Below are 25,844 nucleotides of genomic sequence, written 5' to 3'. Positions count from 1 at the left end.
TTATGCGAGTATTTCACTCCTGTGTGATCTGCAGCAGATCTTCCACCAGTGCATGGCTCTTCTCCAGCAGATCGATCTTTTCCTTTGAATTTCTCCGCCGCGGCGTGTAGACAAACGCCAGCGACTCCATCTGGAATTTCAGTTCGTCTCGGTATTTCTGCAGCAGCTCCGGAATCCGCGCCACATCGATTTTTGCATGCTGCTGTAAGGTGACTCGTACCGAATCGCCCATCTGTTTCAGCTCCGTCACATACGCACAGTGCGCCAGCGCTTTCAGTTCTGCAACAGCCAGAAGATTCTGTACATTTTTCGGCGGTTCCCCGAAGCGGTCGGTCAGCTCCTCCGTCATGTCCTCATACTCTTCCTTATTTTCAATCGCCGCAATTCGCTTATAGGTGTCAAGCTTCAGAGACTCGTTGCTGATGTAGCTGTCCGGAATATAGGCACTGACATTCAGATCAATCGTTGTCTCGAACGCTTCTGCCGGTGCGATGCCCTTCGCCTCCTGGACAGCCTCTGCGAGCATTTTACAATAGAGATCGTATCCAACCGATTCCATATGGCCCGACTGCTCTGCGCCCAGCAGATTTCCGGCGCCTCGGATCTCAAGATCACGCATTGCAATTTTAAAGCCGCTTCCCATCTCCGTAAATTCACGGATCGCATGGAGACGCTTCTCCGCCACTTCCTTCAACATCTTGTTTCTGCGGTACATCAGAAACGCATACGACGTCCGGTTCGACCTACCGACACGGCCGCGGAGCTGATAGAGCTGTGACAGTCCCATCTGGTCGGAATCGTGGATAATCATCGTGTTGACATTCGAAATATCGAGTCCTGTCTCAATGATCGTTGTTGACACGAGCACATCGATCTCTCCGTTGATAAAGCCGTACATGATCTTCTCGAGCTCGCGCTCCTTCATCTGCCCGTGCGCAAAGCCCACATTTGCATCCGGCACGAGCTTCTGGATCGTGTTCGCCATATCCGCAATCGACTGGACACGGTTATAGACATAGTAAACCTGCCCGCCCCGCGCAAGTTCACGGTTAATCGCCTCGCGGACCATTTCTTCATTGTATTCACAGACAAAGGTCTGGATCGGCTGGCGATCCTGCGGTGCTTCCTCGAGCACACTCATATCCCGGATGCCGATCAGGCTCATGTGCATGGTACGTGGAATCGGCGTCGCCGTCAGTGTCAGAACATCCACATTTTTTTGCAGCTGTTTGATTTTTTCTTTATGCGTCACGCCGAACCGCTGCTCCTCATCGACAATCAGAAGGCCAAGATCTTTGAACTTTACGTCCTTCGACAGAACGCGGTGTGTTCCGATGACAATATCCACGAGTCCTTTTTTCAGATCCTCCAGCGTTTTTTTCTGCTCTGCCGGCGTGCGGAACCGGCACAGAAGATCAACGCGCACCGGAAAGTCCTTCATGCGCTCAACGAACGTATTGTAATGCTGCTGTGCCAGAATAGTGGTCGGAACGAGGTAGACGACCTGTTTGCTCTCCTGTACTGCCTTGAACGCTGCACGGATTGCAACCTCGGTTTTGCCGTATCCGACATCGCCGCAGATCAGGCGGTCCATGATCTTTTTACTCTCCATATCCGCCTTTGTCGCCTCGATCGCCGCAAGCTGATCGTCCGTCTCCTCAAACGGAAACAGTTCCTCAAATTCCTTCTGCCAGATTGTATCCTTTCCAAACTGATAGCCGGATGACGCCTGCCGCTCGGCATACAGCTTCACAAGATCCTGTGCGATATTTTTTACCGCATGGCGAACCCGTGTTTTCGTCTTATTCCATTCCTGACCGCCGATCTTATTCAGCTTCGGCACCTTTGCAGCTTCGCCGGACGCATACTTCTGCAGCGTATCGAGCTGGGTGGCCAGCACATAGAGGTTCGATCCGCCCGCATACTCGATTTTCATATAATCACGCGTTACGCGGTCCATCTCAATTTTCTCGATGCCGCGGTAAATACCAAGACCGTGGCTCTCGTGCACGACATAGTCACCGATCGAAAGATCCGCAAAATTCTGGATTTTCTGACCGGAATACTCCGATTTCTTCCGGTTTTTCTTCTTCTCTTTTCCAAAAATATCCGTCTCTGTAATCAGCACAAATTTCTGCATCGGATATTCAAAGCCTCTGCGGGCCGCGCCGTGGATCAGCATGACCTCGCCCGGTTTCAGAACACGCTTCTCATTCTCGCTGTAGAAGGCCGGAATCTCCTCATTCTGCAGGTCCTCCGCCAGATGCTGCGCCCTCGTCCGCGACGGACTCGCCAGTACAATACGGTAACCCGCTTTTTTCCAGGATTTCAGATCTTTTACCAGAAGCGGGAACTGATTGTTATACGAATTAACCGATTTCACCGTCACACTGAACTCGTCACGGATATTCCACTCGCCCTTCTGCGGCTCCATCAGCGACACGGCAACACAGCCGCAGCGGTTCAGTTTTGCCACAAGCTCCGCCGTACTGCACATCAGCTTCGCCTGTCCCGGCAGGAGGTATCCCTTTTCGAGACGGTGGCTCACGCTCTCCTGAAATTCTGCTTCCAGCGCATCGGCACACTCGATGATGCGGTTCGGCTCATCTAGGAAAATGCGGCTGTTCTCCGGCAGATACTCAAGAAACGAGACGGTCTCCGGATAAAAATAATGAAGATACTGCTCCGCTCCCTGCAGAATTTCGCCCTCGCCGATCTGATCGCAGATTTCCTCTGCCGCATGGCGGATACGCGCCGCTTCCTCCGTCATCATCTTGTCGCGGAACTTTGTGCTCTGCGCTTTTGCCTCTTTTTTAATCGCTTTCACACCGCGCGCAATCGTATTCTCTGTTAAAATCAGCTCCGATGCCGGATAGATTGTGATTTCCTCGAGGTTTTCAATCGACCGCTGGCTCTCCGCATCGAAGCTTCGGATGGAATCTATCTCATCGCCCCAGAGCTCAATCCGGATCGGGTTCTGTTCCGTCAGCGGATAAATATCGAGAATGCCGCCGCGGACGGAAAACTGGCCGGTCGACTCCACCTGAAAGGTACTCTCATAGCCGAGCCGCACCAGCTCTTTTCTTATTTTATCCAGATCGAATTCGCTGTCATTGCGCAGATGGATGCAATGTTTTTCGAACACGCCAAGAGGCAGAAGAAAGTCCATACATCCCCCTACACTGGTGATGATGGTAACTTCCTTCCGCTCAAGAAGTGCCTGGATCACCTGAAGCCGCTGACGGATCAGCAGATTTCCGTGAATGTCTGCCTGATAGAAAATCAGGTCCTTCGCCGGATAATACAGCGTCTCCGCATCGTACAGCCGGTAATCCTCATATAATTCTTTTGCTTTTAATTCATTTTCCGCGATCAGAAGCCGCACCGGGGCATCCTCGGAGAGGCCTGCGATCATGTGGGCTTTCTGGCTTTCCAGACAGCCCGAGATCACCGTCACACCTGCGATTCCTTTTTTCAGATCACGGAACAGCTCGTCAAAACGGGCAATTTCTTTGATCGGTTCTAATAACGCTTTCATTTTCCTTACTCTGCCGGGTTTGCAGATTTGCGGTTATACTCATTCATAGCTGCGTCCACATCCCCGTTCAGCATCTGCTCGATCGCTTTTGCCGCATGCTCGATCGCCAGATTTACAAGGGGACGTTCGTCTTTCGTAAACGGACTTAACACGTAGTCCGCCAGATCCCAGTTTTTCGGTTTCTCACCGACACCGACTTTCACACGCATAAAACGGTCGGTACCGAGATTGGCGATGATGTTTTTGATGCCATTGTGGCCGCCCGCGCTTCCTTTTTTGCGGATACGGATCTGTCCCGGCGCCAGGCTGATATCATCGTAAACCACGATCAGCTCGCTCTCCGGATTCACTTTGTAATAGTTCACCAGCTCCCGCACGGACTCACCGCTCAGGTTCATATATGTCATCGGCTTTGCGACAATGACTTTCTGGCCTGCGATCATGCCCTTTCCGAACAGCGCCTTGTGGCCTGCACCGGAAGACGGGATCTGATATTCGTCGATCAGGTAATCGATGGTGTCGAATCCGACGTTGTGCTTCGTGCCCTCATACTGGCGCGTCGGATTTCCCAAACCTACTATAATAAACATACTTCCTCCTGCAATGCAGACAACAGAGAGCAGAAAAAACTTTCCCTGCCCTCTGTTGTCTGATGTATGATTGTTCTTTTTCTTTAGTTAAAATATACCAGTTCGCTCTCCGGCTTTTTGGCCGGTTTGATTTCTTTTGCATACAGAACCGGGCCTTCGCCGTCGTAAACCTTCATATAGCCCCATTTTACCGTTGCAGTCACGTCAACCCAGGAACCCATTACGAGAGATTTGGCGCTTGCGCATTTGCAGACATAGCCGATAAAAGAAGTATCATCTGCACAGCAGGTCATTGCCATACGGCCCGGAACAAAGAAATCGGCTCCGACATCCTTGCTCTTTAATACCATACCGCGGAAATGAACAGTCTTGCCCTCGTAACGCTCCGGGTTGTCGCCCATATCGACATACCAGATCCCGTAATCGGCGTCATCAATCTCGATCACATCGGCATCGGTATCAAACGGCATCTGATCCTCAAAAATGTTGTCAATTTCGCCTTCTTCATTCTCAAACAGAACGTCGCATGCCTGATTGACTACTTTGATGCTGCGGCGGAATGCCGGAAGCGGATCTTCCGGACGACAGCGGTTGAACATAACCATATCCGCATTTTTTGCCATCTCCATGAAGACGGATTTCATATTCTGCATATAAATCTGGAAGCAGCTTGCGTCGACGGTCACGATCTCCTGTACGATGCCCCAACCGCGCGGCAGTTCCATTTCTTCGAGTTTTTTTACGCTCCAGAGCGGGTTGTATTCGAGAATGATTCGCTCCGGGCGGTATTTGCGGTTCAGTTTTTTCAGGTAATCCAGGGTAAACTGCTCTGGTCCTTCTACGATTTCCAGGACGGTGTTGTGTTTGAGCAGTTCTTTTTCGTCGTACTCTACTTCACCTTCTTCGGTTGTGATCAGAAGGGTCGGTCCGTCGATCTGGAAATAGTCCTGTGCTACGGTAAAATTGATAAAAGAGGTTTTTCCACTCTCCAGAAATCCTGTTATGAGATAAATCGGAATTTCTACTTCGTCTTCTTCGTACATTTTGTACCTCCGTTGTCTTTGACGTACTCCCGGAATCTTTCTGCACTTGCTTTTGCGGCTAAGATTCCGGGCGTACCTTTTGCTTTGTCTCTAAATCAAGAAAAAAGCTGCCACATCGGATTTTGTTTCTGATGCGGCAGCTTCACTACAGTTCACAGGTACCCTGCGGACCGTAATTTTCGCAGCTACTTTGTATTTTTACAGTCCGAACAGCTCTGCCAGCTTATCTTCTGCTAATTTGGAACCGATGACACAGATTCTTCCGGTGAATTCCGGTGCTCCGTCACGTACTTCGTACTCTTCCGGAACCATATCGAAATAGATCCACTGTCCGTCGGCGCCTGCTACCATACCTTTGGCCCGAAGAACCATACCATAAGCGGTATCCTCGGAAAGTTTCTTTAAGATGCCTTCGATCTGCTCTTTGGTAAAGGTCTTCACAGTCTCCTGACCCCAGCTTGTGAAAACTTCGTCTGCGTGATGATGGTGATGATGATCATGACCGCATCCGCACTCGTCATCGTGGTGATGATGATGCTCATGGTCGTGATCATGGCCGCAACAGCACTCGTCATCATGGTCGTGGTGATGATGTTCATGCTCCTCGTCGTGATCGTGGCCGCAGCAGCACTCGCCGTCATGGTCGTGGTGATGATGTTCATGTTCGTCCTCATCATGATCGTGATGATGGTGCTCATGCTCCTCATCGTGGTCATGGCCGCAGCAGCACTCGTCGTGGTCATGATGATGGTGATGATGCTCTTCCTCTTCTACCTGCGCAAGGTTGATGATGGCACCTTCCATCGTATCGAGTACTTTCTTACCACCCAGTACTTCAACCGGTGTGGTAATAATGTGTGCTTCCGGATTCAGTTCGCGGAGCATTTTTACAGCTGCCTCTACTTTTTCCGTATCGGCTTTATCGGTACGGCTCAGGATGATGGTTCCTGCGCTCTTTACCTGATTCTCGAAGAATTCGCCGAAGTTTCTGAGATACATTTTGCATTTCATAACGTCGACTACGGTTGTTGCGGAATTCAGGGCTACGCCTGCTTCTTTTTCTACGCCGTCAACCGCTTTGATGACGTCGGAGAGTTTACCTACGCCGGACGGCTCGATGATGATGCGGTCCGGGTGATATTTGGTGATAACGTCTTTTAATGCTGCGCCGAAGTCTCCCACAAGAGAGCAGCAGATGCAGCCGGAGTTCATTTCACGGATTTCGATACCGGCATCTTTTAAGAAGCCTCCGTCGATTCCGATTTCACCGAATTCGTTCTCGATCAGGACAACCTGCTGGCCTTTCAGTGCGTCTCCGAGGAGTTTTTTGATCAGGGTTGTTTTTCCTGCGCCCAGGAAACCTGAAATAATGTCTATTCTTGTCATTGATTTAACCTCTTTATCTTGTTGATTCCGTTTATAGTTAGCTGCAAAAGGGCCGAAGTTTATCCTCCGCCCCACACTCACGCTTATTATAGCAACCATAGAACAAAAAATCAAGAGAATTTCCCTTGCTTTTTCTGCATTTCACCATTATAATATATTACATGTCTTTTCTACTTTAACGCGTTGAATGGGCAAATCATTTTACCTATGAATGGGGGATTTTTTTATGAGCGGAACGAAAGAAAAAAAACTCAATCTGCCACAGTCACTGCTTTTGCTGCTGCTGATCATCGTATCCGTCGCAGTCTGTATCCGCCTGAAAACCGGCGGTCCTATGATCGGCCTGTTTGCAAGCTGGATTTTTATCTATCTGTTTTGTAAGATTTTCGGTATTTCTTACGCCAACATTGTTGCCGGCGCATACGATGCCATCCGTATGGTCGTCCCGACGCTCTGCCTTCTGATGGCCATCGGTGTCATGATCGGCACCTGGCTGCAGAGTGGCACCATTGCCACCATCATTTCCTGGGGCTTAAAAATGATTAACCCGTCCTGGCTGCTGCCTCTGACGCTGCTGTTCTGCTCCATTTTGAGTATTGTAACCGGTACTTCCTATGGTTCCGCCGGAAGCGCAGGTGTTGCCATGATGGCGATCGGAAACGCCATGGGTATCCATCCTGGCATGGTAGCCGGTGCTGTCATCTGCGGTGCCATGTTCGGTGACAAATTAAGTCCTCTTTCCGATACCACAAACCTTGCTCCGGCCGTTGCAGATGCCAAACTTGGCGATCATATCCGCTCGATGCTCTGGACCACCCTTCCAACATATGTGATAACCTTAATTCTTTTTACTATTCTCGGTTTCCAGCAGACCAGCGGAAGCTATACCGAGGGAAGCATTACCGTTTACATCGATGCTTTAAACGGTGAATTCCAGCTCGGATGGATTACCATGATCCCTGCCATCCTGATTATTGTATTGCTCCTCTGCAAAGTAAATGCGATCTCTGCACTTGGTCTTTCCAGCTTCGCTGCCGGATTTGTTTCCTATTTTGTGCAGCACGATACTCTGCAGGGCATCATCCGCACAGCTTACAACGGTTACACAACCACAATCGAAGAACCGGTATTACAATCCATCTTAAACCGCGGCGGCATGGGAAGCATGCTCCAGTACGTAGCCATTATCTGCTTTGCTGTCGGCATGGGCGGCATGCTGGAAAAACTCGGTGTACTGGATCACATTCTTCAGGCGATTGTAAAGAGAATCAACAGCGATGGAGGTATGATCCTGGCAACGATGATTGTCGGTTACGTGACCAGCCTCATCAGCTGCTCCCAGCCGATGGCACACGTTCTGACCGGCCGTCTGATGGCACCTGTCTTTCAAGAGCGCAAGGTTGCACCGGAAATTCTTTCCCGCTGCCTCGAAGACTCCGGAACTATGGCTGGTCCTATGATTCCATGGCATGGCTACGGCGTATACATGGCCGGCACACTTGGTGTTGCATGGTCGGCATTTTTCCCGTACTTATTCCTGCTTTACCTGACCCCGGTTTTCAGTATTTTCTATGGATTTACCGGAATTTCCATTAAGCATCTTCCGGAAACCAAAAACAATGAATCAAAAGAAGAGAAATAAGGCAAAAGCAGAAATCGTAACAGAAAATCATAAACAGAAACAGAAACAAAAAAAGAAAAGGAAAAGAGAAAGAATGCAGACAAAACTTGTTCTTCTCGGAACCGGCACACCAAATGCGTGTCCGAATGCCAACGGACCTTCCTCCGCTGTCGTGGTCGGTGACCGTGCTTATCTGGTAGATTTTGGCCCTGGCGTTGTCCGCCAGGCCTCAGCCGCCTATTTTAACGGCGTGGATGCCCTGCGGCCGGATCTTCTGACCGTTGCCTTCTGTACGCACCTTCACACAGACCATACCGCAGGGTACCCGGATCTGATTTTTACTCCGTGGGTGCTGGAGCGCCCGGTTCCATTGAAAGTTTTCGGGCCAAAGGGCTTACAGCACATGACCGATCATATCTTACAGGCCTATGAAACCGACATTGATTTCCGAATTCACGGTTTCGAAAAAGCAAACGAATCCGGCTACCGCGTTGAGGTAACAGAAATTGAATCCGGCATTGTCTACCGGGATGACCTGGTTACGGTGGAGGCTTTTCCGGTCAGCCACGGAACACTGGAATGCTACGGCTATAAATTCACCACACCGGACCGCACAATCGTCATCACCGGCGATACCGCTCCGCTGGATCTCGTGGCAGAAAAATCGAAAGGCTGTGATATCCTGCTGCACGAAGTGGAATACGCCGCCGGAATCTCCTGCCGCGAACCAAAATGGCAGAAATACCACCGGGAAGTGCATACGTTAAGCACGGATCTTGCCGGTGTTGCAAAAAAGGCAAATCCGAAACTGCTCGTTACGTATCACCGGATTTACCATATGAATGTACAGGATAACCACAAAAACCTTGCCGCCGAGATGGCATGGCGCGATACTGCGATACTGGATGAAATCCGGGATGCAGGGTATGATGGATATGTCGTGAACGGAAAAGACCTGGATGTATTTTAAAATACGGGGCAGCGTACCAATTCTGGTTTACGAATTGGTACGCTGCCCCGTTCGTTTTGGGATGAGCCCGGAGACGCTTTCTATTTTCATTTACCCGACTGGCAGATTCTTCCATACTCTGCGTTATTTCAAACTGTTTTTTCTTTGACATTAACCTCCTCAGAACGTATAATCATAGTATTACAACTCTGGCAAAACAGCAGGATTTTCTGCTGTTTGTCGTTACAGGAACCTGATCCGCAGACGGCTTGCACAGTCTGCCTTTCGTTTGCGTTCCAGAAAGGATGTTTTATATGGCAGCTACTACTGCGAAACCCGTAAAAAGCGCCGGTAAAATTCCCGGCAGTACCTTGAAAATCATTGCGATGGTCTGTATGCTGATCGACCACACTGCAGCTGTACTTTTCGACCGAATCCTGATTTCCCGTGGTCTTCTGGATGCGGTGAACGCTTCGGACGGAGGCGCATCATTTCTCTCCACAGGAAACACAGCTGTGATTTATTACGCGGACATGATTATGCGTGCCATCGGACGAATCAGTTTTCCAATTTTCTGTTTTCTGTTAATTGAGGGATTTCTACATACACATGATGTGAAAAAGTATGCTCTGAATCTTGGTATTTTCGCACTGGTTTCAGAAGTTCCGTTTGACCTTGCATTTGCGGGAAAACCGTTTTATCTGAATTATCAGAATGTATTTTTCACTCTGTTTATCGGCCTTGTGATGATGATTTTCCTGCAGAAGATTGATGAAAAAACGCATCAGGACGGTACAAACTGGCGGGGAGCCAACTGGAAAGTTTCCATTGGAAAACTGCTGGTGATCGTAGCGGCATGCACTGTTGCTACACTGCTGAAAACCGATTACAGTGCGATGGGAATTCTGACGATTGTTCTGATGTATAACCTGCGTAACAATAAGATGTATTGTATTGGAATTGGCTGCGCCGTACTTACGCTGCTGAGCCTGAATGAAATCACCTGTTTTCTGGCGATGATCCCGGTGCATTTTTATAACGGAAAACGAGGATTGAATCTGAAGTATCCATTTTATGCGTTTTATCCGGTGCATCTGCTGGTGCTGTTTGCGATTGCGGCGGTACTGGGGATGGCGGGGGTTGCGGTTGTTTAAAAAACGGACACCCGGAAGTGCACCTGCGCCGCCTGGGACTGTGCCCTAGGGCACAGTCCCAGACGACACAGACGCACTTCCGGGCTGACATTGAGGCGGGCGGTGGGGAGGTCTGGATTTGCTGCGCAAATCGGCGTGAGATTCTACTTAATATACTTCTTAACTTCCAACGGATACCCCAAAAGCTCTTCGCTGCGAATCACTTCAAAATTCTCCGGTTGAAAATCTTTGCGTAACGTCACAGTGTTCAGGCAATGATATCCCAATCTATGATAGAGTTTCATCGCTCCAAAATTTCGCGCAGCTACCTCAAGATAGACAGATTCAGAATACTTTTTTATCTCGGCTTCGACCAGCGCAATCGCATGACTTCCGTATCCGTTTCCCTGGTATTCCGGAAGTACGAAAAGATCTTCGATCCAGTCAACTTCCGCCCCGCGGCTTCCGAGATGCACAAATCCAATGGGGATCTCTTCTTTTAAGATAAAATAAAACACATGCCCTTTGTCTGTCCAGGCAGCAAGATTCTCCGCGGCCTCTTCGTCGGTTATAACATAATCACCATGAGCCAGCCAAAATCCTCGAATCAGCTCTTTTGCAAGTTGTGCTTCGTTTTCATATTTCTGTAAAGCTATAATTTCATTCATTTTTTCATCTCCCTTGTTTTTTTAACCGAATCAAGTAAGTCCCAACCCCCTGCTTATTGCTTCGCGCAATGGAAGCAGGTGACTTGCTTGATTCGGTTAAACTATGATATACTCAAATCATCATGATACCAGGCTCAAAAAGCTAATGCAAGCTCGCTTGCAAGAGGATTTTTGAACTCTTGACCTGTCAAAAACATGACGAGGAGTGCAATGATATGAAAAAAGCGACAAATTTGATATCCTTTCTGATTTTAATGATGGTACTGGTCGGCTGTAGCAAAGAAACGGTCCATATCGACTTTCCTTTTGAAGTTGGAGATGTTGAAAATGTCGAAATGTACCACTATGCGGGAGCACCGGTATCAGCAGAAAAGAAAATAGTCGTTGCAAAAACTGATATAACAGACTTGTATCATATGTTTGAAAACTTATCATTGACAGACAAACAAGTCGAGGAAATCACAGGCGCAGATGTGACCAGTTTTCGATTTAACCTTTCGGATGGGACAAACTACGAACTGGTTTATGTCTGCAATGGAGTCAAGAATGGAAAGCTGAAATCTTCCACGGGCAATTTTGAATACTTCACAAGTTCAGATATCGGCTCATATTGGTCGAATATGGATCTTGAATCAGTTTCGGTGAAAGAAAGTGAATTGCCGAAGTGGCATAACTGATTCAGCCTCGAAGGACTCCCTGTCATAAGCGCTGGGGTGTTTTTATATATGATTCATCTCGTTTCCGTTTCTCATAAATCGCTTCCATCCATTCCAGCACATCCTCTTTGTTCTGCTGAAACGGTTCGCTGTGACTTAGGAAAAAATGCGGCGCACGCACGTTTTTCAGAACTCGGATTTCTGCCAGCAGGCGCTCGGCATTATAAACGGTCTGTCCGTTTTTCTGCGTCGCATATGCCGCATCCCCGAGAAAGCACCACGTCTCATCCACTTCCAATGCAAGCGATCCTTTGGCATGACTCGATGGAATCGGAAATAAATGTAACCACACGTCACCGTCCTGAAACCACGTATCTTCTTCTATCACAGTTCCTGTTTTTGTATAACGAAACGTATTTTTCCCCTGGTAAACCGCTTCGCACGAAATCTCCGACAGATTCCCGATATGGTCGGGATGAAAATGGGATAAAATCACCCGAATTTCTTTTCCTGTCTGTTCTGACTTTTTCTGCAGAATTTCTGAAACCGCAGGATGATTTCCCACGTCATATACCCAGAAAAATGCATCACCCTCGATGATCACAACATTTGCCGAAAGTGGATGTTCTGTCGGTGTAAGATAGGAAATGTGATCGTTGATTGTCTGGATGTGCGGAATCTGTATCGGCTCTTTTCTTTCTTCTTTCATCAAATCAACACCTCTTTTCCTTCGAACACAAAACACAATGACCGACAGATTTAAGAAATCTCTTTCGTTCTCTGCCGGTCATGATATTAATGAAAATTAGTAGCTATCTTATTTTAGAAGCTGAACACCGCCACACCATACGCCGGAAGTGCATATGCAATCCGATATGGCTGGCCATCGCATTCTCCCTCTTTGGCACGGTAGGCTACCTGGCGTTTTTCGGTCGGGCCGCCGTATTTCATATCGGAGCTGTCGAGTATCAGGCGGTACTGTTTTTTGCGCGGTACGCCACACATATAATCCGGACGCTCGACCGGTGTGAAATTGCAGACGAACAACAGGTTGTTTTTTCCTGTCGGTGACCAGCGGACGAAGCTGTAAATGCTGCGGTCGCCGTCGTTGGCATTGATCCACTGGAAGCCTTCGTAGCCGCAGTCGTTCGCGTAGAGTGCCGGGTACTTGCGGTACATTTTCAGCAGGTCACTGAAGAAGGTCTGCAGATGCTGATGCCCCTCATCTGCCAGCAGGAACCAGTCGATCTCGCGTTCCTCGCTCCACTCGCGGAGCTGTCCGAAATCCTGTCCCATGAACAGAAGTTTTTTGCCCGGGTGCCCGAACATGAAAGCATAGCCTACCATCAGGTTCTGGAATTTTTCCTCCAGATCGCCCGGCATTTTGTTGATCATCGAGCATTTCAAGTGGACAACCTCATCGTGCGAGAGCACCAGAATGTAGTTCTCGGAAAATGCATAGGTCATGCCGAAGGTCATCTTGTTATGGTTGTATTTGCGGAAGTATGGATCGAGCTTCATGTAATCGAGGAAGTCATGCATCCATCCCATGTTCCATTTGTAGGAGAAATGCAGGCCGCCGTCCTCTACGCTTCCCGTTACCTTCGGCCACGTTGTGGACTCCTCGGCAATCATGATGACACCTTTGTTTCGTCCGCGCACCAGGGTATTCAGGTGTTTGAAGAACTCGACGGCTTCGAGATTTTCATTTCCGCCGTTCTTGTTCGGCACCCACTGGCCCGGCTCTTTTCCGTAGTCGAGATACAGCATCGAAGCAACAGCATCGACACGGAGACCGTCTACGTGGTACTCTTCTACCCAATAAAGCGCATTTGCCAGCATAAAGTTTTTCACTTCATTTTTGCCGTAATCAAAGATCTTCGTTCCCCACTCCGGGTGCTCGCCCTTTCTCGGGTCGGCGTACTCATACAGCGGCTGGCCATCAAAATCAGCAAGGCCGTGCGCATCTTTCGGGAAGTGTGCCGGTACCCAGTCCAGAATAACACCGATTTTATTTTTATGCAGATAATCAACAAGATATTTAAACTCTTTCGGTGTTCCGTAGCGGGAGGTCGGTGCGTAATAGCCCGTTACCTGATAGCCCCAGGAACCGTCAAACGGATGCTCTGCAATTCCCATCAGCTCTACGTGGGTATAGCCCATTTTTTTTACGTAATCGGCAAGCGAATGTGCGAACTGAACGTAATTGTAAAATCCGTCCGGGTTGGATTCGGACCACGGATGTTTCATCCAGGAGCCCGGGTGCACTTCGTAGATGGAGAGCGCGGATTTCTGAACGTCAAATTTTTTGCGGTTCGTCAGCCATTCGCTGTCACCCCAGCGGTAGCCTTCGATTTCCGCTACTTTTGACGCGGTACCCGGCCGTTTTTCGGATGCAAATGCGTATGGATCTGCTTTGTACAGTTCTCTTCCGTCCGGTGTGCGGATGTAATATTTATACATCATTCCCTCGGTCACGCCCGGAATGAACACTTCATAAACGCCGTCCTCGCCGACTTTCCGCATCACATTGGCATGGGCATCCCAGCCGTTGAATTCGCCGATGACAGATACTTCCGCCGCATGCGGAGCCCATACGGTGAACCAGGCTCCTACTTTGCCGTCTTTTTTGTCCAGGTGCGCACCCATTTTCCGGAAAATATCGTAATGGGTTGCCTGGCCAAATAAGTACTGATCCAGTTCAGAAAATCTTGGCTGATAGCCCGCCGGTTTTTTTGGCGCTTTTCTGGTTTTCGCTGTTGTTTTTGCCGTTGTTTTCGCAGTTTCCTTCATAGAAAAAATCCCCTTTATGCTTCTTTTTCAATCAGAACACAGCCGCACGGAGGTACTTCAACAAAAAGTTTTCCATTTTCCGGAGAAATGGCTTCTCCGGTTACCGCGTTTTTCCATGTTCCGTCGCAAGATGCAGGAATCCAGACTCCCGCACTCTGGTTTTCATCATTATTTACTGCTGTGATCAGAGCGTCTGTCTCATCTAGGCGTGCAAAGGCATACTGGCGGTTGGTCAGCATGAGTTCGCGGTATCTTCCCGTTCGTGCTGCAGGATGTTTTTTTCTGACGTCTGATAATGTTTTGATCCATGCCGGAAGTTTTTCTGCCGGCGGATTTTTCTCCAGTTCTTCCAGATTCAGCGCCGGACGCAGCGGATCGTCGTTTCCGCCTTCTTTTCTTCCCTCGATGCCGAATTCCGATCCGTAATAGATGGACGGGATGCCCGGCAGGAAGTACAGCAGCGCATAAATTGGAATCATGTTTTCTTTTACGTTCAGCTTGCTGGCCAGACGGTCTACGTCGTGATTGTCAACGAAGCTGTACAGTTTCTTTCCTTTGTAAATGCCGCCGTTTTCGTCAAATTCGCGGCGGATCGTATGTGCAATTTCGAAGTAGTTATGATCGTTATGTCCCGAATAAAGTCCTTTGTGAAGCTCGTAGTTTGTGACACTGTGCAGCAGATGCTGGCCGTCTCCGATGTAGCGCGCATAGTCGCCGTGGATGACTTCGCCCATCAGCCAGAAGTCCTGTTTTTTGGCGGATGTGCGTGCGCGCATCTGCTCCATGAAGCCGAAATCCAGGCAGTCGGCGCAGTCGAGACGGATGCCGTCGATGTCGAATTCGTCGATCCAGAAGTCGATGACATCAAGGAGATAGTCGCGGACCTGCTGGTTCTGGAGATTCAGGTTGACGAGTTCGAAGCAGTTTCTCCATGCTTCGTAGGAGAATCCATCGTTATAGCAGGTGTTTCCGCCGAACCAGATTCCTTTGTACCATCCGCAGTACGGGGACTGTTCTCTTTTTTCCTGAATGTCGCGGAAGGCAAAGAATTCGCGGCCGGTGTGGTTGAAGACACCGTCTACGACGACTTTGATGCCGAGTTCGTGGGCTTTTTTTACGTATGCGGCAAAGTCCGCGTTGTCGCCTAAGCGGCGGTCTACCTGTTTGTAATCTTTTGTGTCGTATCCATGTGTGGTTGATTCAAACAAGGGGCCGATATAGATTGCGGTACAACCGAGATCTGCGATGTGCGGAAGCCACTGTTCCAGTGTGGAAAAGCGGTGTACGGTTTCTTCCGATTCATTTTTTCTCGGCGCGCCGGTCAGTCCAATCGGATAGATGTGATAAAATTCTGCCTCTTCATACCATGGTGCCATTTTGTTTGTCCTCCTTGTTTTTGGGTTATGAGTAAATTCCATACATGAACTGGTGTACCAGACGGTAGACTTCTTCGTCCCGGACGACGAGGTTGGAAAGATCGGATTGATCTCCTGCTGTCATCATCAGGTAGTGCATCAGGATTCCGGAGAAGCCTACGGCGAATTGTTCCTGACGGCCGTTCATGTTGCCGAGTTCGGCGCTGGCGTTGTCGAAGACGTCGACGCACAGGTGATAGAACCGGTCAATCATAGGGTATACGGTGCGGAAGCCTTCGCTTTTTCTTCCGGAATAGAACAGTGCCATCATCAGCATATGGAATTTCGGGTCTTCGGAGGCTCCGTTGAAGAAGGCACGCGCGATGCGGTACAGTTTTTCGGGGATGTTTTTCCCGGTTTCGGAGGCTTCGATGAGTTTTTGTTCCATGGGCTGAAAGTGCTCGTTTAGCAGGGCTTTGAGGAGGCCTTGTTTGCTGCCGAAGTAATAGTACAGGGTTGGTTTGGATACTCCGGCGGAGTCTACGATCTGCTGAACACCGACGGCGTCGTACCCGCTTTCGTAGAAGAGGGTCAGAGCTGAGTTCATGATTAGCTGACGATTGTCCATTTTGAATCCTCTTTGTTGCGGAAGGGACGCTCTCTGGAGTTCGCCTGGCCGCGGTGTGTTTGGGTGGTTGTTTGTTACGTGTGAGTTGGCATTTGTTTTGGTTTAAAATGCTTTTGTTGATTTTGTATTTAAGAAGTCTGCTTTTGTGTGTGATGGTCGAATTGCGTGAGTTTTTGGCAATTTTGACGAATTTTGTTGGATTTTGCAGGTTTCTTATGTGTGTTTCTGTTATCATTATACCAATCGGTATATAAAAAGTCAATGCGAAATATATAATGGATGAAAATAGATGCATAGAAAAAGAACCGGCGGGGAAATCTTTAGTTTAGTTCTCAGATTTCTCTGTCGGTTCTTTTCTTATTTTCCGATACTGTTTTTATACGAACTGAACCTCACATGACTAAAGTTACGTGCTTCAGACCGCTTTAGGCGGCAGACAAAATATCGGCGGATACGCCTGTTTCTTAGATCTTGCGCGGATACGCGCTTCTTCCATGCCGGATACGGCAGGTCTCCACATAACAGGTAGTCCACGGTATATCTGCCTGTGTTTATGCTGCTTTTCGCAGTTCCATTTCTGAAATTAAGTCTCTCAAATCCGCATAAACACATGAGGTTCTACGCTTTACTGCAGGAACTTTTGCCTCCAGCAAAGACCTTTCCGTTGCCGGTAAGGGTTTTAAAATTTCACGGATAAAATATCTTGCTCCAATATTGTACGATGCAGATAATCCTCCTTCTGCATTTTTTTGCATTTTCTCTTTTTGTTCTCCAATTGCTGTTTTCCTTCAGATGCCGTATAATGGAAACAGCATTTTTCAAATTCAAATTAAGGAGAACATAAACTGATGATACGATTTAATAATGACTACAATCACGGTGCGCACCCGGAGATTCTGGAGGCGCTGGGGGCTATTAATGGGAACAGTTATGGTGGATATGGGGAGGATGAATGGTGTGAGAAGGCTGCGGAGCTGATTCGGGAGAAGATTCATTGTGCGGATGCGGCGGTTCATTTTTTTCCGGGGGCGACGCAGGCGAATTTTATTGTGACGGCGGCAGCGCTTTCGCCGGTGCAGAGTGTGATTGCGGCGGATACCGGACATATTAACTGCCATGAGGCGGCTTCGATTGAAAATACCGGGCATAAGATTCTGGAGCTGCCGAATACGGATGGTAAAATTTCGGCGGAACAGATTGCGGCGTGTGCGGCGGCTTATTATGAAGGCGGTGAGCCGGAGTATCTGACGGAGCCGAAGATGGTATATCTTTCATTTCCGACTGAGCAGGGAACGCTGTATTCGCTGCAGGAGCTGACGAAGATTCACGAGGTCTGCCGGAAGTATGATATGTATCTGTTTGTGGACGGGGCACGGCTTGGATACGGGCTTGGATCAGAGAAGAATGATGTTTCTCTCGAGGATCTCACTGCTCTCACAGATGTTTTCTATTTCGGCGGAACGAAATGCGGTGCGCTGTTTGGTGAGGCCGTTGTGCTTACAGCTGACTCGCTGAAAAAGCGGTTCAAAGCCTACATGAAACAGAACGGCGCTGTCCTCGCAAAGGGATGGCTGCTCGGACTGCAGTTCCACTGCCTGCTGGGGCATGATCTTTATTTTACTGCGACACGCCGCGCCGATGAACTTGCCATGAAACTCCGCAAAGCATTTGCGGCGCAGGGGATTCCATTCTGGGTGGAGAGTTTTACGAATCAGCAGTTTGTGATTCTCACCGATGCGCAGAAGGAAACTCTGGAAAAACGCTATATTTTCGAGCCAATGGGGAAATCCGCGGACGGCGGAAATATTGCGCGGTTCTGCACCAGCTGGGCAACGACGGAAGAGGAAGTGCAGACACTGATTGACGACCTCAAAGCTTTATAATTTTTGTCCAAAACGGCATTCTGCAAACACCGGCGATCTCTAAATCTGCTTTGCAAATTCAAAGAAAAAGCTGTACCGGTGTGCCACGAAAATGCAGATTTTTCCTTGTTTTACTCCGAGAAAGGAATCTTTATGTCTCATAAAATTGGTATTACCGCCTGCTCCAACCCCATGCATCCTTCCTTTTCCGCCGATCTGGCGCGTCTCTGTCAGATTCTGCGGGAGCTGGGCTTCGATCCTGTTTTAAGCCCCTGCCTCTACGACAACGGTTCCGGCTTTTCCGGCACGGGCGCGGAGCGGGCGGATGCGTTGATGAACCTTTACTGTGACCCAGAAATCACAGATATTTTTGATGTTTCCGGCGGCGATATGGCAAATGAAGTTCTACCGTATCTGGATTTTTCTGTCATCGCCGCCTCCGGCAAGCGCTTCTGGGGATACAGTGATCTCACGACGATTGTCAATGCTGTCACGACTGCGACTGGAAATGAGTCGATGCTGTATCAGGTTCGAAATCTGCTGTACGACCACAGCGCCGAACAGATCACTCTGTTCCAAAACGCTTTTTCCGGGCAGTCTCCCAGCCTCTTCGACCTCCCTTGCACATTTCTGCAGGGCGATCACATGGAAGGTGTGATGATCGGCGGAAATATCCGCTGTTTTCTGAAGCTCGCCGGAACGGATTTTCAGCCGGATTTCCGCGGAAAAATCCTGCTCCTCGAAGCCATGGGCGGCGGCGTTCCGCAGATGGTTACGTTTCTGTCCCAGCTGAAAATGATGCATGCCTTTGAACAGATCAATGGTATTCTCCTCGGAACATTTTCCCAGATGGAACGCGACCAGCTGACGCCGGATATGCCGCAGCTTGTCCGCCAGGCGGCCGGACCGGATCTCCCGATTGCAAGGACTCCGTATATCGGCCACGGCACGGATGCACATGCCGCCGTGATCGGCAAATTTTATCAGATTTCTTCTGACTGATATACATCCGCGTAGCGCACGCCGAACTCCTCTGCGTCTGCATGGCGTTCCATATAGATATCAATGTGGCCGTACGGCGTGCCGCGGTCCTCGACCGTATAAATTTTTCCGCCGATATTCAGCTTCGTTCCAAACGGCAGAACGCCGGTTGCAATGGTCCGGCCCTGCACCGGCATTTTTCCGGATGCGGTCGGGCCACTCGCCCAGCGGCCACAGCAGACGGCGCAGTTGCAGTAAGCGGTCAGTTTAAAATTGCCGAGATATTTTCCCGAAGCGCTTTCCAACCGATCACCTGCGGTACTGTTTTCTGCACTTGTATTCTGCACATTTTCTGCTCCCGCCTTCTGTTTTCCACCATTCCCGTTTTCTGTTGTCTGGTTATCCACAGAGTTTCCTTCTTTTCTCCCATTATCCACATCTCCCGTTTCTATTTTGCTCTCACGCATTTCCTTCGAAATCACCCGCACAGCAAATTCTGTCGATTTCTCATAGTTAAAATCTGAAATCAGAATCCCCGTCGCCTCGCTTCCAGCGTGGATTACTTTTCCATCACCGAGATAAATCATGACATGGTAAATAAACCCGCTCTCCCGCTGGTAAAACAGCAGATCACCAGGCTTTGCCTCCTGCACCGGAATGCGTGTTCCAGCTTTCGCCTGCTGGCGTGAGGTTCTCGGAAGGGTATACCCGAAATTAGCAAAAATCTGCTGGGCAAAGCCGGAACAGTCGCAGCCGTTTGTAAGACTCGTCCCGCCCCAGACGTACGGATTTCCCAGGAATTTTTTCGCGTACTGCAGGACCTCGCCGCGCGCTTCGTCAGAAGAAAGAAGTGTTCTCGTCGTTGCATATGTATAGGTGTACGCCTTATTATTCCATGGCTTCACCCACATTTCCGCCATGGGAAAACTTTCCTCCTGCCAACGGTTTACCTCTTTTTCAGCCTCTTCTCCGCGCAGGAGATACCGCGCGCAGACAAATCCACGGACATCGCCGGATTCCACATAAACCCAGTCAGAATCCGCATCCGCTAAAATATAACAGAGGCTTCCCTTCGGCAGGATTCCGACGATTTTCTGATTTGTGCCTTTTCCTTCGCGGACGTGAAGCCAGGAATTCACATCGGCGATAGCATATGTTTTTTCAACCGTATGAAACAGCCACGGCATACGGGAAATCGTGACTTTTTCAGCTTCTGCCGCCTGCCACTCACTGTAGCTTTCCCGCGTGCGCTCAGCTTCCTGCTCTGCCGAAAAGACGGGTTCAGCCTCGGCGGCTGGCGGTTCCGCAGACTGTGATAAGTCAGAATCCGAAGAGACTTCTGCCGTCTTGTCCCCACCAGTTGCATCATCACTTCCTGCAGATCCGTTTTCTTCCTCCGGCGGTTCCATCTGCTCCCCATCTCCGCCGCCGATTTCTTCCTGCCCCGGCCATGGATCGTTGGAAATATCTTCCCCTTCGCCCGGCCACGGTCCATCCATTTCGCTGTTTCCCGGTGTTTCCGGCATGTCTCCCTGATCTCCCGGTTCTGGATTTTCCGGCTCCTCTGGCTCTGTCTCGCCTGCCTCTCCCGGTTCTGCATTTTCCGGCCCCTCTGGCTCTGTCTCGCCCGTTTTTCCCGGTTCCGTCATTCCTGCATTCTCTCCGCCATCAGGCTCCTGCGGTTCCGGTTCCTCCGGGACTGTCTCATCTTCTTTTCCCTCGGATCCACTTTCCTCTTCCATCTCATCATTCTGCGTACCTTCCGGTTCTGTCACCTCTTCCGCTTCCGCAGGTGCCTCCTCCGCCGCATCTTCCTCCACGCAAAAAGAAGCAGCCCCAACGGCTGCTTCCCCTGCAATCTCAATTCCAATCTGTCCCGGATCGGCCGTTTCCTCTTCTGCTGCATAAACGGCTGTCGGGTTTCCCAGTGTCACTGCGAGCGCACCGATCATCGCGGCGCGCACCAGCTCGGCGCATTTGTCGCCCATCATTGTTTTATCAACCATTTTCGCTTTCTCCTATTCAATTTGTACGGTCAGACAAACCTGTTCCGAACAAATACATAAATAGAAGAAACACCCATGGTATCGCTCCCTATTCCTCTGTTTGAAACAGTCTGACCGCATTTTTTTCTGTCATCTCAATGACTTCTTCTTCGGAAATTCCCTTGATCTCTGCAATTTCCCGCACAACGTACGGCAGATACAGAGAAGAATTTCTTTTTCCCCGGTACGGAACCGGTGCCAGATACGGACTGTCTGTTTCCAGCAGAATACGCTCCATCGGAGCCATCTGAACCACTTCTTTGATCTTCTTCGCATTCTTGAACGTCACCACACCGCCAATGCCAAGATAAAATCCCATTTTCAGGTATTCCTCCGCCATTTCTGCGGAGTAGGAAAAACAATGAATTACGCCGCCGATCTCCTCCGATTTTTCCTCTTTCATGACACGGAGCGTATCAGCTGCCGCTTCCCTGCTGTGGATGATCATCGGAAGTTTCTCCTCGCGCGCAAGCGCAATCTGACGGCGGAACCAATACTGCTGTTTTTCGTGATTTTCCTTGTCCCAGTAGTAATCAAGGCCAATCTCTCCGACCGCAACCGCCTTTTCCAGACGGCAGAGTCCCCGCATCCGCTCCATCACATCCTCGTTCAAGTCGCCCACCTCATCCGGATGAAGACCGAACGCGCCGTAGATGAACGGATACGCTTCCATCAGTTTTCTTGTATTTTCCAGTGATTCCAGATTTGCCGAGACATTGATGATACGCCCGATCCCGTTTTCCTGCATCGAGGAAAGCAGCTCTGCGCGGTCTTCATCAAATTTCTCATCGTCATAATGTGCATGTGTTTCAAATATCATATCCGAATTTCTCCTTAAAAAAACGAAACAGAAACGGAAGAAAGCTCTGCATAGCCTTCCCCTGTTTCCGTTTCCACGTTTATCCATCCTATCGTTCGTTGTTTTCGTAAAAGTAAAGTGCGCCGCTGCGCCTGTGCTTATTATAACGCATTCATTTTTCCCTCGTCAACCAGGAAACGAAAAAAAGTCACACTTCAACATGATCACCGCCGCGCCGCAATCTCATCCAACAGGCAGCCCGCCACTTCGTCTTTTCCCATGAGCGGAAGCTCCTTGATGCCGTCCTTCGTGATCAGCGTCACCACATTCGTCGCCACACCGAAGCCGGCACCCTCTGTCTTCAAATTGTTTGCCGCGATCATGTCCAGATGCTTCTTCTCCAGCTTTGCACGCGAGTTTTCCACCATGTTCTCGGTTTCCATCGAGAAACCGCATACAAACAACCCCGGATGACGGTTCTTTTCCACCCATCCCAGAATATCGTCGGTGCGCTCCAGCGGAATGCTCATGTCACCGTCCTTCTTTTTGATTTTCTGATCCGCCACCGTCACAGGCCGGTAATCAGCAACCGCGGCCGCCTTAATCAGAATATCCGTCTCCGGCAATGTCTCCCGCACCGCCTCCAGCATGTCCTTCGCCGTCGTCACCGGTCGCATCGCAACGCCTAGAACCGGGGCTAATGAAACCGGGCCGGAAATCAGCGTTACCTGCGCGCCGCGGAGCATCGCCTCCCGCGCAATCGCGTATCCCATGCGGCCGCTGCTATGGTTCGTCAGATACCGCACCGGATCGAGGGATTCCTGCGTCGGGCCTGCAGTCACGGTGACACGCACACCAGCGAGCGTCTTTTCGCGGGCAAGCTCCATCGCGATATAATCGAGCAGCACCTCCGGGTCCGGCAGTTTTCCTTTTCCGACGTCCTTGCACGCCAGCATTCCCACGGTCGGCTCGATGATGCCGAAACCGTATTTTTTCAGCGTCGCCAGATTATCCTGCGTAATCGGATTTTCCAGCATCGCCGTATTCATCGCCGGAGAGACCAGCTTTTTGCACTTCGCTGCGAGCACCACCGTTGTCAGCATATCATCTGCAATGCCGTGTGCCATTTTTGCAATCACATTGGCGGTAGCCGGGGCAATCATAATCAGATCCGCCGCTTTTGCCAGCGAAATATGCGTCACCTCATATTTAAAATCACGCGCAAACGTATCGACCACGCAGCGGTTGTTGGTCAGCGTCTCGAACGTCAGCGGGGTGATGAACTGCGTCGCGTTTTCGGTCATGATGACATGCACGTCTGCTCCGGCTTTCCGAAGACCGCTCGCCACATTTGCCATTTTATAGGCGGCAATTCCGCCTGTCACACCAAGTACAACACATTTTCCGTCAAGATTTTCCATTGTAACTCCGTTCTGCTGCCTCGAAGCAGCTTTTTTCCTATGATAGTTTTAAGTATAGCAGACAGAAAAACAGATTACAACCAATCCTGTTTGCCATTGATGCAAAAAGGCTTTATAATAAAAGTACAAAAGAGCTCTACTTTTAAAATAATCGCGAGGTATTTTTATGATTTTAGCCATTGATATCGGGAACACAACCGTTACGCTCGGCGGCGTCCGGATCGCACCGCAGCAAGCGTATTCCCTCGAATTCACAGCCCGGATTGACATCAACCACACCTGGTCTGCCAGCCAGTATGAATCTGCGATCGAGCAGCTTTTTGAAGACAAGAATCTTTCCCCGTCCGACTTTCGGGGCGTCATCATTTCCAGCGTTGTTCCGTCGGTTCTGACGCTTCTGCAGGAATGTGTCCGTAATCTGTTCGGCACAGAACCGCTGCTCGTCACATCCGAAAGTGATCTCGGCATGACATTTTCCATCCCGGAACCGGAAAAAGTAGGCCGCGACCGCCTCGTTGATGCAGCCTGGGCCGCCGCACATTATCCGCTGCCGGTCATCACCGTGGATCTTGGAACAGCGACGACCTTCAATGTCATCCGGGAAAACAGCGTCTTCTGCGGCGGCGCCATCGCACCGGGACTCGATATGGGACTTGGCGCCCTCTCCGAGCGGACCGCCCAGCTCCCGCGGCTCGACCTCCAGATCCCGAAACGCATCATTGGCAGAAACACCGAAGAATGCATTCTCTCCGGCACCATCGTCGGCATGGCCGCGATGCTCGACGGAATGGTCCAGCGCATCGAAGCCGAACTCGGCTCCCCCGCCACCCTCATCCTCACCGGCGGCGCGGCACGCTTCGTCGAACCGCTCGTTTTACATCCTCATATCTATGACCCGAACCTTCTGCTGAAAGGGCTGGCGTTCCTGTGTGAGCGGAATTGTGCAAATTAAAATCGTACTTCCAAATATTCATCAGACTTTTTCATTCTGCATGACGTTAAAAAGCGTGTCTGTTCTCCAGGCACGCTTTTCTCTATTTTTCTATGGAATCGTAACCCTTCTTTGTGTTGCCTCTCCGCTTTTCAGTTTTTCCTGATTCTCCTCTTTCAGGTTTAAAATACACGGGCGAATCACCTCTCTTCCAAAACAGACATTCCGGGAACCTTCCAAAAGTTGAATTTTCTCTTTTCAGTATATCATAAATTTTTCCGGGACACACTCTTTTCCTTCTCCCTATGCACGGAAAAACTCCCGGCACTGCCGGGAGTTTATGACTTTCTTATTTCATAGTAACTATTCAGAACCCCATCTCGATTCCGCTTGCGCTGCATCTCGATGTTGCTTCTCGCCATATGAAATTCCAGAAAACCGTTCATTCATGCAAGCATGATTCACGATTTTCTTCCATTTCGCATGGCTCTGAATAGTTACATTTCATATTACTTTTTCACCTGCTCATATACCAGTCCCGGATAAGCTTCGAGGCTGACACCGTTTTTTTCAAACATTGGAAATGCTTCTGCGCCGTATGCGCATACGGCGGTTGCCATGCTTGTCTGTTCAGTGTAGCTCTCCCAGTTGTCGGCAGTAAGGCCAGGCTGGTATGCTTCCCAGGCAGTTTCGTATTCGGTGCTCTTATCGGAAGGAATCGCATCTTTCAGGCTCTCGCCGGACCAGACGGCAAGCTGATCTGCTTTTTTGTAAGTATATTCCGGGAGCTGATCGTCGCCCAGCGACTGGTACAGCTCATAGCGGGTAATGGAGTCTTTGGAACTTCCGTAGGATTTTTCCATCTCTTTTTTCACGGTATCCATATCGGCATCATCCGGGTAGGTGATGTCTACTTCGCACAATACCGGTTTTCCCGTCGCTCCGGTCTGATCGAGGTTGATAAACTGAAACATGACTCTGGAAGTTTGCTCGCCGAAAACAGTGGCTTCTGTATCTACTGCGATCGCGGCTGCACTTTCGGTCTCAGAGAAAATTTCCACCTGATCCCGATCTAAATTCCAGTCGGCAAGCACTTCATCCACTGTTTTTCCCCATCCGGTATCCGGCGGCGTAATTTCCTTGCTGCTCTCTTTCGCTCCCTGACATCCAGTCAGCAACAGAGCACACATTGCAAAAATACCTGCTAATTTTTTATTCATACACCTGCATCTCCTTTCCGCTTTGTTATTTTTTTTCACATACTTTTTTTGTTAGCCCTATACTACCATATATTCTTCTGAAAATCTATGACGTTTGGTGAAAATTTTCTTACATTTTTCTTATGCATTCGATTTAAATCAAAGAAAAAGCAACAACATCCCTTATAGAAATTCTCTACCGCTAGTGAACCTCACATGACTAAAGTCACGTGCTTCCGGCCGCTT

21 protein-coding genes are annotated in these 25,844 nt (G+C 49.5%); 7 read left to right on the top strand and 14 right to left on the bottom strand.

Features of this window, described 5'->3' with window-relative positions:
* Window positions 1-13: 13 nt before the first annotated feature.
* From mfd to PGS38_RS03595, 4 genes are all read right to left on the bottom strand, one after another.
* The gene (mfd, locus tag PGS38_RS03610; protein ID WP_270475930.1) at window positions 14-3,538 is read right to left on the bottom strand and encodes a transcription-repair coupling factor; all 3,525 of its coding nucleotides are present in this window, start codon (window positions 3,536-3,538) and stop codon (window positions 14-16) included.
* 5 nt (window positions 3,539-3,543) lie between these two features.
* Window positions 3,544-4,128: an aminoacyl-tRNA hydrolase gene (gene pth / locus PGS38_RS03605; RefSeq protein ID WP_118750584.1), complete on the bottom strand. Its 585-nt coding sequence runs from the start codon at window positions 4,126-4,128 to the stop codon at window positions 3,544-3,546.
* Between the two features lie 83 nt (window positions 4,129-4,211).
* Window positions 4,212-5,171, bottom strand: coding sequence for a TIGR03943 family putative permease subunit (locus tag PGS38_RS03600; protein WP_055225753.1), 960 nt, complete (start codon window positions 5,169-5,171; stop codon window positions 4,212-4,214).
* Between the two features lie 198 nt (window positions 5,172-5,369).
* Complete coding sequence (locus PGS38_RS03595; RefSeq protein WP_055225755.1) at window positions 5,370-6,557, bottom strand: GTP-binding protein; 1,188 nt, start codon at window positions 6,555-6,557, stop codon at window positions 5,370-5,372.
* Window positions 6,558-6,783: 226 nt separating this feature from the next.
* Here PGS38_RS03595 and nhaC point away from each other — a divergent pair, with 226 nt between their 5' ends.
* From nhaC to PGS38_RS03580, 3 genes are all read left to right on the top strand, one after another.
* Window positions 6,784-8,199 (top strand): Na+/H+ antiporter NhaC, encoded by a 1,416-nt coding sequence (gene nhaC / locus PGS38_RS03590; RefSeq protein ID WP_270475929.1) that lies wholly within the window; start codon window positions 6,784-6,786, stop codon window positions 8,197-8,199.
* A gap of 73 nt (window positions 8,200-8,272) precedes the next feature.
* On the top strand, window positions 8,273-9,148 hold the full coding sequence (locus PGS38_RS03585) for an MBL fold metallo-hydrolase (RefSeq protein ID WP_118742109.1): 876 nt from the start codon (window positions 8,273-8,275) through the stop codon (window positions 9,146-9,148).
* Between the two features lie 293 nt (window positions 9,149-9,441).
* Window positions 9,442-10,281, top strand: coding sequence for a TraX family protein (locus tag PGS38_RS03580; protein ID WP_022462626.1), 840 nt, complete (start codon window positions 9,442-9,444; stop codon window positions 10,279-10,281).
* 143 nt (window positions 10,282-10,424) lie between these two features.
* Here the strand turns inward: PGS38_RS03580 and PGS38_RS03575 are convergent, their stop codons facing one another.
* Window positions 10,425-10,928: a GNAT family N-acetyltransferase gene (locus PGS38_RS03575; RefSeq protein WP_117761329.1), complete on the bottom strand. Its 504-nt coding sequence runs from the start codon at window positions 10,926-10,928 to the stop codon at window positions 10,425-10,427.
* A gap of 215 nt (window positions 10,929-11,143) precedes the next feature.
* On the opposite strand from PGS38_RS03575, the gene PGS38_RS03570 reads away from it, so the two are divergent.
* On the top strand, window positions 11,144-11,605 hold the full coding sequence (locus PGS38_RS03570) for a hypothetical protein (protein WP_117801648.1): 462 nt from the start codon (window positions 11,144-11,146) through the stop codon (window positions 11,603-11,605).
* A gap of 22 nt (window positions 11,606-11,627) precedes the next feature.
* Here the strand turns inward: PGS38_RS03570 and PGS38_RS03565 are convergent, their stop codons facing one another.
* The 5 genes from PGS38_RS03565 to PGS38_RS03545 all read right to left on the bottom strand — a co-directional run bounded on the left by PGS38_RS03565 (window position 11,628) and on the right by PGS38_RS03545 (window position 17,115).
* Window positions 11,628-12,293: an MBL fold metallo-hydrolase gene (locus PGS38_RS03565; RefSeq protein ID WP_055225761.1), complete on the bottom strand. Its 666-nt coding sequence runs from the start codon at window positions 12,291-12,293 to the stop codon at window positions 11,628-11,630.
* 113 nt (window positions 12,294-12,406) lie between these two features.
* A complete protein-coding gene (glgB, locus tag PGS38_RS03560; RefSeq protein WP_082424829.1) occupies window positions 12,407-14,377 on the bottom strand; it encodes a 1,4-alpha-glucan branching protein GlgB in 1,971 nt (656 codons plus the stop codon).
* A 14-nt stretch (window positions 14,378-14,391) separates the two neighbouring features.
* Complete coding sequence (locus PGS38_RS03555) at window positions 14,392-15,753, bottom strand: alpha-amylase family glycosyl hydrolase (protein WP_118601732.1); 1,362 nt, start codon at window positions 15,751-15,753, stop codon at window positions 14,392-14,394.
* Window positions 15,754-15,778: 25 nt separating this feature from the next.
* Complete coding sequence (locus PGS38_RS03550; protein ID WP_173827488.1) at window positions 15,779-16,360, bottom strand: TetR/AcrR family transcriptional regulator; 582 nt, start codon at window positions 16,358-16,360, stop codon at window positions 15,779-15,781.
* A 551-nt stretch (window positions 16,361-16,911) separates the two neighbouring features.
* Window positions 16,912-17,115 (bottom strand): hypothetical protein, encoded by a 204-nt coding sequence (locus PGS38_RS03545; protein ID WP_243104942.1) that lies wholly within the window; start codon window positions 17,113-17,115, stop codon window positions 16,912-16,914.
* 93 nt (window positions 17,116-17,208) lie between these two features.
* Here PGS38_RS03545 and PGS38_RS03540 point away from each other — a divergent pair, with 93 nt between their 5' ends.
* Window positions 17,209-18,243 carry a threonine aldolase family protein gene (locus tag PGS38_RS03540; protein ID WP_173827489.1) on the top strand — a complete coding sequence of 345 codons (1,035 nt, stop codon included), beginning with the start codon at window positions 17,209-17,211 and terminating at the stop codon, window positions 18,241-18,243.
* A gap of 132 nt (window positions 18,244-18,375) precedes the next feature.
* Window positions 18,376-19,224: an LD-carboxypeptidase gene (locus PGS38_RS03535; protein ID WP_118595548.1), complete on the top strand. Its 849-nt coding sequence runs from the start codon at window positions 18,376-18,378 to the stop codon at window positions 19,222-19,224.
* Here the strand turns inward: PGS38_RS03535 and PGS38_RS03530 are convergent.
* The 3 genes from PGS38_RS03530 to coaBC form a co-directional block, all read right to left on the bottom strand.
* A complete protein-coding gene (locus PGS38_RS03530; protein WP_270475926.1) occupies window positions 19,206-21,209 on the bottom strand; it encodes an NlpC/P60 family protein in 2,004 nt (667 codons plus the stop codon). The two genes, PGS38_RS03535 and PGS38_RS03530, sit on opposite strands and share 19 nt — an antisense overlap.
* Before the next feature lie 88 nt (window positions 21,210-21,297).
* The gene (locus tag PGS38_RS03525; protein ID WP_117813433.1) at window positions 21,298-22,068 is read right to left on the bottom strand and encodes a TatD family hydrolase; all 771 of its coding nucleotides are present in this window, start codon (window positions 22,066-22,068) and stop codon (window positions 21,298-21,300) included.
* A 203-nt stretch (window positions 22,069-22,271) separates the two neighbouring features.
* The gene (gene coaBC / locus PGS38_RS03520) at window positions 22,272-23,468 is read right to left on the bottom strand and encodes a bifunctional phosphopantothenoylcysteine decarboxylase/phosphopantothenate--cysteine ligase CoaBC (RefSeq protein ID WP_270475925.1); all 1,197 of its coding nucleotides are present in this window, start codon (window positions 23,466-23,468) and stop codon (window positions 22,272-22,274) included.
* A gap of 166 nt (window positions 23,469-23,634) precedes the next feature.
* Here coaBC and PGS38_RS03515 point away from each other — a divergent pair, with 166 nt between their 5' ends.
* Window positions 23,635-24,420: a type III pantothenate kinase gene (locus tag PGS38_RS03515; protein ID WP_022461121.1), complete on the top strand. Its 786-nt coding sequence runs from the start codon at window positions 23,635-23,637 to the stop codon at window positions 24,418-24,420.
* A 488-nt stretch (window positions 24,421-24,908) separates the two neighbouring features.
* Here PGS38_RS03515 and PGS38_RS03510 read toward each other — a convergent pair whose 3' ends face one another.
* Window positions 24,909-25,619 (bottom strand): hypothetical protein, encoded by a 711-nt coding sequence (locus tag PGS38_RS03510; RefSeq protein WP_118641147.1) that lies wholly within the window; start codon window positions 25,617-25,619, stop codon window positions 24,909-24,911.
* Between the last annotated feature and the right edge of the window lie 225 nt (window positions 25,620-25,844).

Origin of the sequence: Fusicatenibacter saccharivorans, from assembly GCF_027667425.1 — a bacterium.
GTDB classification, from domain to species: domain Bacteria; phylum Bacillota; class Clostridia; order Lachnospirales; family Lachnospiraceae; genus Fusicatenibacter; species Fusicatenibacter saccharivorans.
This window is presented reverse-complemented; position numbering and strand designations above follow the sequence as displayed.

Coding starts and splice junctions, on each gene's coding strand:
- mfd (WP_270475930.1), bottom strand. CDS start 3,538: ATGAAAGCGTTATTAGAACCGATCAAAGAAATTGCCCGTTTTGACGAG.
- PGS38_RS03600 (WP_055225753.1), bottom strand. CDS start 5,171: ATGTACGAAGAAGACGAAGTAGAAATTCCGATTTATCTCATAACAGGA.
- PGS38_RS03510 (WP_118641147.1), bottom strand. CDS start 25,619: ATGAATAAAAAATTAGCAGGTATTTTTGCAATGTGTGCTCTGTTGCTG.
- PGS38_RS03585 (WP_118742109.1), top strand. CDS start 8,273: ATGCAGACAAAACTTGTTCTTCTCGGAACCGGCACACCAAATGCGTGT.
- PGS38_RS03595 (WP_055225755.1), bottom strand. CDS start 6,557: ATGACAAGAATAGACATTATTTCAGGTTTCCTGGGCGCAGGAAAAACA.
- PGS38_RS03545 (WP_243104942.1), bottom strand. CDS start 17,115: ATGCAAAAAAATGCAGAAGGAGGATTATCTGCATCGTACAATATTGGA.
- coaBC (WP_270475925.1), bottom strand. CDS start 23,468: ATGGAAAATCTTGACGGAAAATGTGTTGTACTTGGTGTGACAGGCGGA.
- PGS38_RS03575 (WP_117761329.1), bottom strand. CDS start 10,928: ATGAATGAAATTATAGCTTTACAGAAATATGAAAACGAAGCACAACTT.
- PGS38_RS03580 (WP_022462626.1), top strand. CDS start 9,442: ATGGCAGCTACTACTGCGAAACCCGTAAAAAGCGCCGGTAAAATTCCC.
- PGS38_RS03550 (WP_173827488.1), bottom strand. CDS start 16,360: ATGGACAATCGTCAGCTAATCATGAACTCAGCTCTGACCCTCTTCTAC.
- PGS38_RS03565 (WP_055225761.1), bottom strand. CDS start 12,293: ATGAAAGAAGAAAGAAAAGAGCCGATACAGATTCCGCACATCCAGACA.
- PGS38_RS03570 (WP_117801648.1), top strand. CDS start 11,144: ATGAAAAAAGCGACAAATTTGATATCCTTTCTGATTTTAATGATGGTA.
- glgB (WP_082424829.1), bottom strand. CDS start 14,377: ATGAAGGAAACTGCGAAAACAACGGCAAAAACAACAGCGAAAACCAGA.
- PGS38_RS03530 (WP_270475926.1), bottom strand. CDS start 21,209: ATGGTTGATAAAACAATGATGGGCGACAAATGCGCCGAGCTGGTGCGC.
- PGS38_RS03535 (WP_118595548.1), top strand. CDS start 18,376: ATGTCTCATAAAATTGGTATTACCGCCTGCTCCAACCCCATGCATCCT.
- PGS38_RS03515 (WP_022461121.1), top strand. CDS start 23,635: ATGATTTTAGCCATTGATATCGGGAACACAACCGTTACGCTCGGCGGC.
- nhaC (WP_270475929.1), top strand. CDS start 6,784: ATGAGCGGAACGAAAGAAAAAAAACTCAATCTGCCACAGTCACTGCTT.
- PGS38_RS03525 (WP_117813433.1), bottom strand. CDS start 22,068: ATGATATTTGAAACACATGCACATTATGACGATGAGAAATTTGATGAA.
- pth (WP_118750584.1), bottom strand. CDS start 4,128: ATGTTTATTATAGTAGGTTTGGGAAATCCGACGCGCCAGTATGAGGGC.
- PGS38_RS03540 (WP_173827489.1), top strand. CDS start 17,209: ATGATACGATTTAATAATGACTACAATCACGGTGCGCACCCGGAGATT.
- PGS38_RS03555 (WP_118601732.1), bottom strand. CDS start 15,753: ATGGCACCATGGTATGAAGAGGCAGAATTTTATCACATCTATCCGATT.